Below are 12358 nucleotides of genomic sequence, written 5' to 3' on the forward strand. Positions count from 1 at the left end.
CGGCGAAGGCGCTGGGGGTGAAGCCGGACTTGCTGCCGCAATACCTGCGCGCCGCGGTCTGACGGGCCGGCGCCCAGGGGTGTTTGCTGGGGCGGGTGTTTGGTGGGGCGGGTGTTTGGCGGGGCGGGCGTTTGGTGGGGCGGGCGTTTGGGCAGCCCCCCACGGAGGGATGGCTCGGGCGGGTCAGCCCTTGGCCCCGCGCAACCGGCGCAACCGCGTGAGGCAGGCCGGGCAGGTCACACTACTGGACGGCGGTTCGGCCCACCCCGAACCGGCGCCCGGTTCGGCGGCGCACAGCGCCATGCGGCAGAACGGCGTCACCGCGTGAAACACCGGCGGGCGGCGATGCGGGCCATCCTTGCGCAGCGCGACGAACTGCCTTCCGTTCGCGATCAGCATGAGATCGTTCCGTCGGCGGATGTGAAGGGTTACGGTTCCGAAAGCGGTGGTCTGTTAGACCGGGGGCGTGGTCGCGGCAAGTCCCCGGCGTTCGTCTTGGCGTGATGGCGATATTTGGCCGTCGTGAACGGGCGTGCGGGTCGTTTTGGGGTGGTATCGTCGTGTCTGGTTGGGCTGTGTGCTGGTTGAGAGCGGGATTTTTCGACACAGATGGGCACGGATGCACGCAGATGAACACAGATTCGGGACGGATTGGCGCCGGCGTGCCGCTGGTTTCCTGGTCTCAGGCTGGCTGTCTTCCGACCCAACCCCGGGTTTCTTTTGCTTCAAGTTTCCTTGTCGTCTCGGGGTACGTGCCACGCCCGCTCCAGTCCGATATCGTAATCAAATAACGCTGCTCAACCCGAAGCGAAAGTCAGTAGTTTCTTTATCATAATAATATGTCGAATTCCTGTGTCTCATCCCAGGGGGCAATCCCGAGGGGCAATCCCGGGGGAAAATCCCGGGGCGCGCTCCGGGGGGTACTCCGGTCCAACCCCCCGAATCTGTGTTCATCTGCGCGCATCCGTGCCCATCTGTGTTGAATCCCTTTACCACCACCACACCCCAACAACCGACCCCGACCGCACATCCGCCTCCCACCACCCGGTTGCAGCCCCGCCGATCCGCGCTACGCTCCCCCCAAAGCACGGAGGCCCAGCCTGCACGACCTGTCGCAACTCGTCGCCCGGCCCGGCGCCAACAGCATGGCGTATCGGGATCAGGCGTTTCCCGACCGGGCGCTCCACCTGCACGCCGCGCGGCCGGTCGGATGGTCGCCGGCGATGCCGGTGGTGTTCGTGCATCACGGGGTGCGGCGCAACGGGCGGGACTACCGCGACTACTGGCTGGCCCATGTCGACGCGGGCGGGTTCCTGGCCATCGCGATCGAGTTCCCCGACGACAGCTTCCCCGAATATCTCTGGTACCACTTCGGCAACCTGCGCACCAAGGACGGGGCCGCCAACCCGCCGGAGGCCTGGACCTTCGGCATCGGGCCGCGCCTGTTCCAGGCGTTGCGGGACCAGGGGATCACCACGGCACCGCGCCACGGGCTGTTCGGCCACTCGGCCGGCGGCCAATACGTCCACCGGATGCTGTCGCTGGGCTACCGCGAGCACGTCGCGGTCGCGGTGGCGGCCAATGCCGGCACCTATGCGATGCCGGACCTGGGGATCGCATGGCCTTGGGGGTTGGGTGCGCTGGGCCTTGCGCAGGCCGACCTGCCGCCGCTGCTGGGGTTTCCGCTGACCATCCTGGCCGGGACCGAGGACACGGGGACGACCGGCGCGCATTTCCCCAAGGGGCCGAACTCGATGCGCCAGGGGCCGCACCGCTACGGGCGCGCGCACGCCTATGTCCGGACCGGCCGGCAGGCGGCGGAGGCGCTGGGCATGACCCTGGCGTGGGAGCTGATCGACGTGCCGGGCGTGGGGCATGACGGCGCCCGCATGTCGGACGCGGCCGCGCCGCTGATTGCCGAAAGGCTGCGTCGCTGATCGCCGAACGGCTGCGCCGCTGATCGCCGAACGGCTGCGCCGGCAGGCCTTTCAGGAGAAAGCGTCCGAATAGGGGCTGGCAGCCGCCGGGTTTGCGGCTTAACGTCCCCGGCCTCCAGTCGAAACAGGGGAAAAGGCATGAAAAGACGGACTTTACTGCAATCGGCCGCCGTGATCTCGGCCAGCCTGGCCGCGCCGCGAATCGCTCGGGCCGATGGGCCGAAGACCGTCAATTTCGCCCCGCAGGCCGACCTGGCCTCGCTCGATCCGGTGTGGACGACGGCCGACGTCACCCGCAACTACTCGTTGGCGGTGTTCGACACGCTCTATGCCTATGATGCGCAGTTCCACGTGCAGCCGCAGATGGTGGCGGGCCACACGGTCTCGGCCGACGGCAAGACGTGGGAGCTGACGCTGCGCGACGGCCTGGTGTTCCATGACGGACAGAAAGTGCTGGCCAAGGACTGCGTCCCCTCCATCAAGCGCTTCGGCGCGCGCAACCCCTTCGGCCAGGTGCTGATGACCCGGGTGGACGAGATCTCGGCGCCGTCCGACACGATGATCCGGTTCCGCCTGAAGCAGCCCTTCCCGCTGCTGAGCACGGCGCTGGCGGAGTATCAGTGCGTCATCATGCCGGAACGGCTGGCCACGACCGATCCGTTCAAGCAGGTGTCCGAGGTGGTGGGCAGCGGCCCGTTCAAGTTCCTGGCGAACGAACGCATCCCCGGCTCGCGCGTCGTGTTCGCCAAGAACGCGGCCTATGTGCCGCGCAAGGATGGCGTGCCCAGCTTCAATTCCGGCCCGAAGGTGGCGAACGTCGATCGCGTCGTGTGGAACGTCATCCCGGACCCGGCGACCGCCTCGGCCGCGCTGCAGGAAGGCGAGATCGACTGGTGGGAGCAGCCGCAGCTCGACCTGCTGCCGCAGCTCAGGACCTATAAGGACATCACGATCGCAGTGAAGGACCGGACCGGCGAGGTGGGGTGCCTGCGGTTCAACGAACTGAACCCGCCGTTCGACAATGCCGCCATCCGTCGCGTGGCGCTGGCCGCGATCGACCAGAAGGAGGTGATGGAGGCCGTCGCGGGCGCGGAACCATCGCTGTACAAGACCGGCGTCGGTCTGTTCGTTCCCGGAACGCCCATGGCCAGCGCGGTCGGCGTGGAGGTGATGAACCCGCCGAAGGACTACGACAAGCTGAAGAAGGACCTGGCGGCGGCCGGTTACAAGGGCGAAAAGATCGTCGTGCTGGGCGCATCGAATTTCCCGACCATCTGGGCCGAGGCGCAGGTCGCGACCGACATGCTGATCAAGGCTGGTTTCAATTGCGACATGCAGGCGCTGGACTGGGGCACGGTCGTGCAGCGCCGCAGCAGCCAGGAGCCGGTGGCCAAGGGCGGGTGGAACGTCTTCTATACCTATCTCGGCGGCTTCGGGAACATTTCGCCGGCGTCGAGCATCGCCATCCGCGGCAACGGCAAGGCGGCGTGGTTCGGCTGGCCCACGAACACGAAGATCGAGGCGCTGATCGCCGCATGGTTCCAGGCGCCGGACCAGGCGGCGCAGCACAAGCTGTGCGAGCAGATGCAGGAGGCGTTCTGGCAGGACCCGAGCTACGTGCCGATGGGGATGTACGACCAGCCGACGGCGTTCAAGACCTATATGAAGGATGTGCCGGACGGCTGGCCCCAGTTCTATGGGGTGAAGAAGGAGGCATAGGTTCAGGCCGTTTCTTTCCAGTCATGACCCGGCGCCGCCCCGCGCCGGTCCGACTGTCCCTGTCCCCGACCGGCCCCGTCCTTGACTGGGCCCGTCCTTGACTGGGCCCGTCCTTGACTGGCCGCGTCCCCGACCGGCAGCCGCCTACCGCCCCTTGAACGGGCCGGCCGGTCGTTTCTCGGCGAAGGCCCGAGCGCTCTCGCGGAAGTCTTCCGTGAGGTAGAGCTTGAACGGATCGGTCTGAAGGAACGCCTCCCGTTCCGCCTGCGCCATGTACCATCGCCGGGTCCGCACCGTCGCCCGCACGCTCAGCGGCGGGTTGCGGGCGATGTCGTGTCCCACGTTCCGTGCCATCTCGATCCCCGCGCCGGGTTCCGCCAGGTAGTCCACGACGCCGGCGGCGAAGGCTTCCTCGGCCGTGAACATGCGCCCCGTGAGCGTGATCTGCGTCGCGAAAGACCCGGCGCCCCGGAACCGCAGCATGGCCCAATGCCGCGCGGCGGCGAGGCCGCGGCTGGTCTCCGTCACTTGGAATTTCGTGCCGCGCTCCGCGACGACCAGGTCGCTTTGCAGCGTGATCCCAAGGCCGAGGCCAAGCGCATAGCCGTGCACGGCGGCGATCACGGGCTTCCAGTTGACGCCACGGGCGAACAACTCGTTGGCGCTGGCGCCCCAGGCTTGGGGACCGCCGTGCTGGCGCAGTTCCGTCTCGCTGCGAAGCTGGCGCTTGCGCACGTCGGCGCCGCTGCAGAAGGCCCGGCCGCGTCCATGCAGCACCGCGACCTGGGCGTCCGGATCGATGTCGAACCGATGCAGCGCCGCGGCCAGCGCCAGCGCCATGTCGTCGTCCAGGGCGTTCAGCTTGTCCGGGCGGTTCAAGCCGATCATGGCGATGCCATCGATGCATTCGTAACCAACGATCGGTGCGTGCTCGGCGGTCCGTTTTTCGTTCATGGCGTTTCCTTTCCAATCCGCCGCGGTTGCCAATCGGCAATCATGGTCGATGATAGGGGCTTGCTGAACCACGAGCCGCCACCAGAACCGGCCGCAGCCAAGGAGGATTCGCATGATCGGAGCCCAACCATCACCGACGACCGGGGCCGCGTCATGATACTCGACGGCCTGCGCGTCGTCGATCTCAGCCGGGTCCTGGCGGGGCCGCATTGCGCCCAACTGCTCGCCGAGGGGGGCGCGACCGTGATCAAGGTCGAAAGCCCCGAGGGGGATGAGAACCGGCGCTGGACGCCCATCATGCCGGACGGGCTGAGCAGCAATTTCCACAGCGTGAACCGCGGCAAGCGCTTCATGACGCTCGACCTGAAATCGCCTTCGGCCGGGGCGGTGCTGCGGCGGCTGGCCGAGTGGGCGGATGTCATGCTGCACAGCTTCCTGCCCGACACGGCGGAACGGCTGGGCATTTCCTATGAAACGATGAAGGCGATCAACCCGCGACTGATCTTCTGCTCGATCTCCGGTTATGGCGCGAAAGGGCCGCTGCGCAACAAGCCGGGCTATGACCTGATGGTGCAGGCGTTCTCGGGATCGATGTCGGTGACGGGCTATGAGGGCGGTCCGCCGGTGCGCACGGGCGTCTCCTATATCGACATGGCAACGGGCCTGAGCGCCTATGGCGGCATCATGACGGCGCTGTATGCGCGGACGACGACAGGGACGGGCACATGGGTCCGTGCGTCGCTGCTGGAGACGGCGGTGTCGCTGATGGGCTATCACGCGGTCGCCTGGCTGCAGGACGGGATCATACCGGTCAAGCAAGGATCAGGCGGGGCGAACCAGGCGCCGTACCAGGCGTTCCGCTGCCGGGACGGCTTCATCCTGGTCGGCGCCCCCAACAACGCCGCGTGGGCGCGGCTCTGCGGCGCCTTGCGGGACGAGGCGCTGGGGCGCGACCCGCGCTTCGCCACGAACGCCAGCCGGGTGGAGCACAAGGCGGCGCTGGTCCCGCTGCTGGAAGCGCATTTCACCGGCGGCACCGCCGTGCACTGGGCGGGCCTGCTGGAAGCGGCCGGCGTCGCCGTGTCGCCGATCCAGACCATCGACCAGGTGCTGACGCATCCTCAGGTCCTGGCGAACGACATGGTCGTGTCGGCGCAGGCGCCGGACGGAACGGCGCGGCCGCTGGTCGGCATGCCGTTCAAGGTCGGCGACCAGCCGCCCGAACGCAGGTGGCCGGCAGGCGGGCTGGGCGCGGACACGGCGGAGATCCTGCGCGATGTCCTTGGCTTCGACGACGACGCGATCGAACGGTGCAGGGACGCGGTCGGACTCTGACCGCGGGCGGGGTGACCCCTTTCAGGAGCGGTCATCACGATTGATCATTGACCGGGATGCCGCCACGCTCCGCCCCGGAACTTCCCATCGGTTCGGGAGTTAGCCTGAGGGGAAAAACCCATTGGGAAAAACCATCCTCGCGGGAAAGGAGTGCTCCACGATGGCCGGAGAAGACGCGACCGAAGCAGGCAAGGGACCGGCCGGTCCCGACCTGGCGCTGGGCGTCGAGACCAGCGACTTCAAGGACGACATGCTGCTGGGCCATGTGGGCGAGGACGACGTCCTGCTGGTGCGCACGGGATCGGGCATCTTCGCCGTCGACGCCTCTTGCAGCCACTACCACGGCCCGCTCGCCGAAGGGTTGGTGGTCGGCGACACGATCCGCTGTCCCTGGCATCACGCCTGTTTCGACCTGCGCACCGGGGACGCCACATGCGCGCCCGCGCTGACGGCACTGGCGGCATGGAAGGTGGAGGAAGACAACGGGCGCATCACCGTCCGCGCCAAGCTGAAGCCGCCGCCGCCGCCCAAACCCCCCGCCGCGGCACCACGGCGCGTCGTCATCGTCGGCGGTGGCGCCGCCGGTTTCGCGGCGGCCGAGATGCTGCGGCGCAAAGGTTTCGACGGCGCGATCACCATGCTCGGCGCCGAAGCGGCGGCGCCGGTCGATCGGCCCAACCTGTCCAAGGACTACCTCGCCGGCAGCGCGCCGGAGGACTGGGTGCCGATGCGGCCCGAGGGCTTCTATGCCGAGGCGAAGATCGACCTTCGTCTCGGCGTCACCGTCGAAGGGATCGACGTGAAAGCGGGGCGCGTGGCGGTGGGTGGCGAGGCGCTGCCGTACGACCGGCTGCTGCTCGCGACCGGCGCGGAGCCGGTACGGTTGTCGATCCCGGGCGCCGACCAGCCGCATGTCCACACGCTGCGCTCGCTCGCCGATTGCCGCGCCATCATTGCGGCGGCGCAAGGGGCGCGGCGCGCGGTCGTCGTCGGCGCCAGCTTCATCGGGCTGGAGGTGGCGGCGTCGCTGCGCGCCCGCGACCTGGAGGTCCATGTCGTGGCGCCGGAGAAACGTCCGATGGAGCGGGTCCTGGGCCCGGACATGGGCGACTTCGTGCGGGCCTTGCATGAAGAGCACGGCGTGCGGTTCCACCTGGGCGAGACCTTGACGGCGATCGACGGCCGGCGTGCGGTGCTGAAGGGCGGCGGCGTGCTGGACGCGGACCTTGTCGTCGTCGGGATCGGCGTGCGTCCCCGGCTGGCGCTGGCCGAACAGGCGGGGCTGACGATCGATCGCGGCGTCGCGGTCAGTGCCTCGCTGGAAACGAGCGTCCCCGGAGTCTACGCCGCCGGCGACATCGCGCGCTGGCCGGACCGTTACTCGAAAGAAAACATCCGGGTCGAGCACTGGGTCGTCGCCCAGCGCCAGGGCCAGGCCGCCGCCCGCAACATGTTGGGCGGGCAGGAGGTGTTCGATGCCGTGCCGTTCTTCTGGAGCCAGCACTACGACGTGCCGATCAACTATGTCGGCCACGCCGAGGGCTGGGACGAGATCGCGGTGGACGGCGACATCAAGGGCAAGGATTGTCTCTTGCGCTACAAGAAGAACGGACGCGTGCTGGCCGTCGCCTCCATCTTCCGCGACCTGGACAACCTGAAGGCCGAACTGGCGATGGAGCGGGCGGCGCTCGGAGCCTGAACGGTCCTTGCCGGGTTCCATGCCCCCCGGAAACTGCCTATACATATGGTGTCCGAAACAAAGGGGGCGACGCGCGTGACATCCGCTACGGGGTCGACGACGCCGGTCGACGTGCTCATCGTCGGCGCCGGACCGGTGGGCTTGCTGCTGGCGACCGAATTGCTGCGCGACGGCGTCAGCGTGGCGCTGATCGATCGGATGACGCAGCGGTCCTTCTTCTGCAAGGCGTTGGGAATCACCGCGCGCACGCTGGAGATTTTCGACGATCTCGGGATCGCGCAGGACGCGATCGACGCAGGCGTCTGGCTGAACGGCCTTTCGAGCTTCACCGATGGCGTGCCCGGCCAGTCCATGGACATCCCGCCCGTGCTGCCGTTCGGCAGCCTGATGCTGGCGCAGCACGGCACGGAGGGCGTCCTGGAAGCCTGCCTGCGCCGTCATGGCGGCGCCGTCTCCTATGGCTCGACGCTCATCGGCTTCACCGAAACGGGGAACGGCATCAGCGCCCAGGTCGCCGGGCCGGACCAGGCGGTTCGCACGATCGGCTGCCGCTGGCTGGTCGGATGCGACGGGGCGCACAGCAAGGTGCGATCGGTCCTGGGACTCGATTTCGAGGGCGGGCAGTATCCGCAGGCTTTCGTGTTGGCGGACCTGGAGGTCGATTGGAACCTGCCGCGCGGGCGCCTCTATCGCTTCAACCACAGCGGGACCGCCGACCGGGCGGGCACGACGCTGGTGGCGGTCCCGGTCGCGGGATCGCAGCAGCGCTACCGGCTGTCGACCGTCCTGCCGGACGAGCCCGGTCCAGCCGACGGGACCGCCCCGGACGTCGCCGCCGGGGCGACGACCGGGACCGAGGCGCCGGCCCCGCCGTCGCTGGACCGGATCACGGCCCTGATGGCGCCGCTGCTGCCGGCGGGGACGAAGCTGTCCTCGCTGCACTGGTCCTCGGTCTATCGGGTCAGCCACCGGATCGTGTCGCACTACGCGCGGGGCCGCGTCTTCCTCGCCGGGGACGCGGCCCATCTGCATCCGCCCATCGGCGGGCTGGGCATGAACACCGGCCTGCAGGACGCCCATAACCTCGCCTGGAAGCTGGCGCTGGCGAAGCGCGGCCTGGCCGCCCCGGGCCTGCTGGACAGCTATGCGGCGGAGCGCCGCGCCGTCGGGCTGGACGTGGTCGAGAACACCAGCCGCGCGCTGAACGAGTCGCTGATGCAGCGCGCGCCGATGCCGGGGATGCGGGAGACGCAGCTTCTGGTCGGCTACCGCGGCAGCGCCATCGTCCGGGACGATGGGGCTGGCACGGCCGACGCCTTGCTCGCCGCCGGCGACCGCGTGCCGGATGCCGGACCGCTCCGCCGCGCCTATGTCGAGCAGTCGTTCCGGCTGCACGAACGGCTCGGGCGCGGGCGCCATGTGCTGTTCGCCTATCTGGACGCGGCGGATGCGCGGGTCGACGCGTTCGTGGAGATGTTGGCCCTGCTGCGCGCCACCGTCGGCGAGGCGACGAGCGGCTTCATCGTCGCCCCCCAGAGGACAGGGACAGGGACTGGGACCGGGACGGGGGTGGGAGCGGGGGCGGAGGCGGACCGGGAGGACGTGCCGGTGCTGCACGACGCCGCCGGCGCCTTTGCCGCGGCGTTCGGCGCCGCGCCGGGCATGACCTGGCTGACGCGGCCGGACGGCTACCTGGGCTGGTGCTGCGAGGTTCCGTCGATCGCCGGCCTGTGGGCGGCGCTGAGGCTGATCGCGATGGCGGTTGGCTAGAGCAGGTCCCTGGTACCTTGGCACAGAAGTTTTGACCGGTTGCGGCAGCGGCACTCCGGCGTCGTGGCCCCATGTGCCCGCGACGTTCGCCTGCCCAAGTAGGTTTCCCCTGGACCGATCGTTTCGGGTGGCTTCCTACTGGTCCGCTTCCGGGCGTCCGATATGGATACCAGACGTTCAGCCCCCGGCCGGGACTGGCCGGAAGGGGAATGTCCGCTTCGAGATTACAACCCAATATTCCAGATATTCCGAAGATTCTATAGCGGATGGAAACTTCCATAAAACTCACGCGATGCGAACTACTCCAAATCGTACCAACTCTTGGCCGGATAGCCATCTATACTGTTCAGTAAATCTTGGTCGTCCCGCAACCGCCCGCGCAAGTTATCGGTGATTTGGGATCGTTGATCTTGTCGTAGTCAGACTACGACAAGATCAACTTGTTCAAGCCGCGCAGGCACGACCCTCGACACTCGTCCGGCATTGCGACAAAGAAGAGCTGCTGTCTAAAGAGAACTACAACCCGCGGTGCCGGCGGCCAACTCAAAACTGATTGCCACCGTTCATCGCCGATCCGTCGACCTGCCGCCATAGGACCATCACCCGTCTTCGGCGGCAAACGGCTTATCCCTCACTTTACTCGTGGCCTCCGAAGATCAGACTGCCGGTGCACCAGACAGCGTAGCCGAAGTTGCGGATCAACTGCTCGCCCTGCCGCAGGTGCGACGCCGTGGTATCGATGCCGGCGAGCTTAAGGGCTTCGCCGATCTTTGAGCTTGTTGGGTGCGCGTCACCAACGCGCATGTCGTAGGCGCCGGCGATAGCAGCGAAGACCTCGCGCGCGCGTGCCTCTCCGACCTTCTGGGCCAAGATGCTCTGCAGCAACTTGTTGGAGCCCAACTTCTCCTTGTCGGGGTGGTTGGACAGCTTCCGAAGAGAGCGCACATCGAGCCGGTCGGAGAAAATCCGAACGAGTTCCTTGGATAGCCCCAAGAGCGACGCCTGATCTTTGCTCGAAAAGCGAGAGACGTGCTGCATCAACGCGGCATCGTCAATCTCATGCGAGAACAGCGACACGCCGAATGTCTTGCGGAAGTCTGCCTCCAGCAGCCGCATGCACCGAAACAGCACCTCTTCCACGGCACTGGTCTCCGCTGGCTGCGCCTTTACCTGGGAGGCGAGGAGTTCGGCGCTGACTTTGCCCTCCGGCGCGACATTGCTCGCGGCCCACAGGAACTGCTCCCAGGCGGGTAGCCTAGCGATGTCGTAGGCGTAGACGGTGATAAGGTCCGAGGCGTTGATCCCGAAATGGGTTGAATATCCCGAGGTGGATCGGATCGCGCCGGTTTCCGCCGTATACCATTTCAGGGAAAAGCCTCGATGGCTCAGAATCTCATTGACCACAGACGGGCGGAACCAGAGCCACCGTCCGATGTCTTGGTTGTTGAGCTCGGTCGAGAACTTGCGCGAACCGTCAGTGTCGACGATGAAGTGCGGCAGATTCTGATCCTGGTCCCCGCGCACACGCGTGCTCTTTCCCTGATGTTCGATCCACTCGTCTCGCCAAAATTCGCCTTGGACGCGCACGCCGGGGTAGCCACTTCGATGGCCTTCGGCGCTTTCTGAGGCGGTGTTATCGTTCGTCTCAGGGCTCATCACCGGCGCGTCCTCCTCCTCGTCGACGTCGGTGCGCCACACGCGAAACAACGCCCAACTCCCGCCGAACACGGCGTTCAGCTCGTTGATGCGTAGCTCATACCTTCCTCCTTCACGCTGCTCCTGGATCTCTGTCAGCCCGGCATAGGGACTGTCCTTGAGGTCGGCCACGTTCTCGACGCGCTGGCGGTAATAGGACAGACGAAGGAACAGGCCGCGCGCGGCCAGGTAGTCCATCAGGAACTCGCGCTTGATCTCGATCAGGCTATGGCTGCCATCGCGGTCGAGCAGCTCCCTGGCGACCACGACAAAGTCCTCTTCAGGCCTGACCCAGTTCTGCCCCTCCTTAATAAGGCGAAGTGCGACCACAAGATCCGGATTGAGGATCCACTGCCGGCCACCGACCACGGGCTGCGGATGCTCGAAAACGAGATTGATCCCGATGGGCTCCTTGTCGTTGTATTGATATTCATCGATCGACGAGTAATGACCATCCGAGTACGCATACGGTGCCACGGTTTGCCCGATGCCGATGTCGCTCCAACTCAAGCGCTCGGCGAGTGCGCGATGCTGTTTGGGAAAGGCAACGGAGCCGCAAGCGAATACGTCGCTGACATACCCCACTTCCTTCACGTCGCCCTTCTCCTCATTGAGCGACGCACGAAGGGGGATCCAGGTCGCCCGAGAAAACGGACGCCGAATTTCAGCCGCTTGAAGAATCCACGCTTCGTTCATGGATCAATCCTCTAGGTGATGGAGCTATGTTGGAATTTGGGTGATGGGTAGGATTGAGAGGGCGGCGTATCGTGACGGGAATCGTAAGCCTTTCTCCATAATACGCTCTCCTGAGTTACTGCTGAATGCAGCCAGGCGGAGAATGCGCCTTTAGGGCAGAAATGTTACGCGATTGGGAGTGATGGCGGACCGTCCGGTTGGGGGAATGTCGATCGTTCAATCTTAGGTCCCGGATGGGCGCGAAGCCGTCGGCAGGGCGCACGCGCGAAGGTCCGCTTCTGGGACAGCCGAACGCAGTTGCAAATGACGTGCTTGGGTCGAAAGCCGCCGCCCTGAGCAGGGCCACAACCCAGTGGACAGACAATCGCGGGCAGCCCGCCGTCCAACCGGTCAAAACCAGTGTGCGGAGGTACTAGGCGCCCCCCTGGCTGCCACGCAGCGGGCGTTCGGGCAGGAACAGCACCATCGCGAAGGCGCAGGCGGCGATCGCCGCGCCGGCCAGGAAGGTGATCGACAGCGCATGGGCATAGGTGCCGACCAGCGCTGCATGCTC

Annotated in this window: 8 protein-coding genes; 5 read left to right on the top strand and 3 right to left on the bottom strand. The window is 66.7% G+C overall.

Going from position 1 to position 12358, the window contains the following annotated elements; translation table 11 throughout:
• Nucleotides 1-183: 183 nt before the first annotated feature.
• On the bottom strand, nt 184-399 hold the full coding sequence (locus tag VHB27_RS00590) for a hypothetical protein (RefSeq protein WP_325596611.1): 216 nt from the start codon (nt 397-399) through the stop codon (nt 184-186).
• A 746-nt stretch (nt 400-1145) separates the two neighbouring features.
• On the opposite strand from VHB27_RS00590, the gene VHB27_RS00595 reads away from it, so the two are divergent.
• Together VHB27_RS00595 and VHB27_RS00600 are read left to right on the top strand one after the other, a co-directional pair.
• Nucleotides 1146-1937: an alpha/beta hydrolase gene (locus VHB27_RS00595; RefSeq protein WP_325596613.1), complete on the top strand. Its 792-nt coding sequence runs from the start codon at nt 1146-1148 to the stop codon at nt 1935-1937.
• Between the two features lie 138 nt (nt 1938-2075).
• Nucleotides 2076-3656, top strand: a complete 1581-nt coding sequence (locus VHB27_RS00600) for an ABC transporter substrate-binding protein (RefSeq protein WP_325596615.1) — start codon at nt 2076-2078, stop codon at nt 3654-3656.
• A gap of 144 nt (nt 3657-3800) precedes the next feature.
• On the opposite strand, the gene VHB27_RS00605 is transcribed toward VHB27_RS00600, so the two are convergent.
• Entirely contained in the window at nt 3801-4610 is an 810-nt protein-coding gene (locus tag VHB27_RS00605; RefSeq protein WP_325596617.1) for an enoyl-CoA hydratase/isomerase family protein, read from the bottom strand.
• Nucleotides 4611-4763: 153 nt separating this feature from the next.
• Between VHB27_RS00605 and VHB27_RS00610 the strand changes: the two genes are divergently transcribed.
• The 3 genes from VHB27_RS00610 to VHB27_RS00620 all read left to right on the top strand — a co-directional run bounded on the left by VHB27_RS00610 (nt 4764) and on the right by VHB27_RS00620 (nt 9414).
• Nucleotides 4764-5945, top strand: coding sequence for a CaiB/BaiF CoA transferase family protein (locus tag VHB27_RS00610; RefSeq protein ID WP_325596620.1), 1182 nt, complete (start codon nt 4764-4766; stop codon nt 5943-5945).
• Nucleotides 5946-6105: 160 nt separating this feature from the next.
• On the top strand, nt 6106-7644 hold the full coding sequence (locus VHB27_RS00615) for an FAD-dependent oxidoreductase (RefSeq protein ID WP_325596622.1): 1539 nt from the start codon (nt 6106-6108) through the stop codon (nt 7642-7644).
• A gap of 75 nt (nt 7645-7719) precedes the next feature.
• Nucleotides 7720-9414 (top strand): FAD-dependent monooxygenase, encoded by a 1695-nt coding sequence (locus VHB27_RS00620; RefSeq protein ID WP_325596624.1) that lies wholly within the window; start codon nt 7720-7722, stop codon nt 9412-9414.
• Between the two features lie 636 nt (nt 9415-10050).
• Here the strand turns inward: VHB27_RS00620 and VHB27_RS00625 are convergent.
• Nucleotides 10051-11805 (bottom strand): hypothetical protein, encoded by a 1755-nt coding sequence (locus VHB27_RS00625; protein ID WP_325596626.1) that lies wholly within the window; start codon nt 11803-11805, stop codon nt 10051-10053.
• Nucleotides 11806-12358: the final 553 nt, after the last annotated feature.

It is taken from the genome of Rhodopila sp. (assembly GCF_035548235.1).
Taxonomy (GTDB): Bacteria; Pseudomonadota; Alphaproteobacteria; order Acetobacterales; family Acetobacteraceae; genus Rhodopila.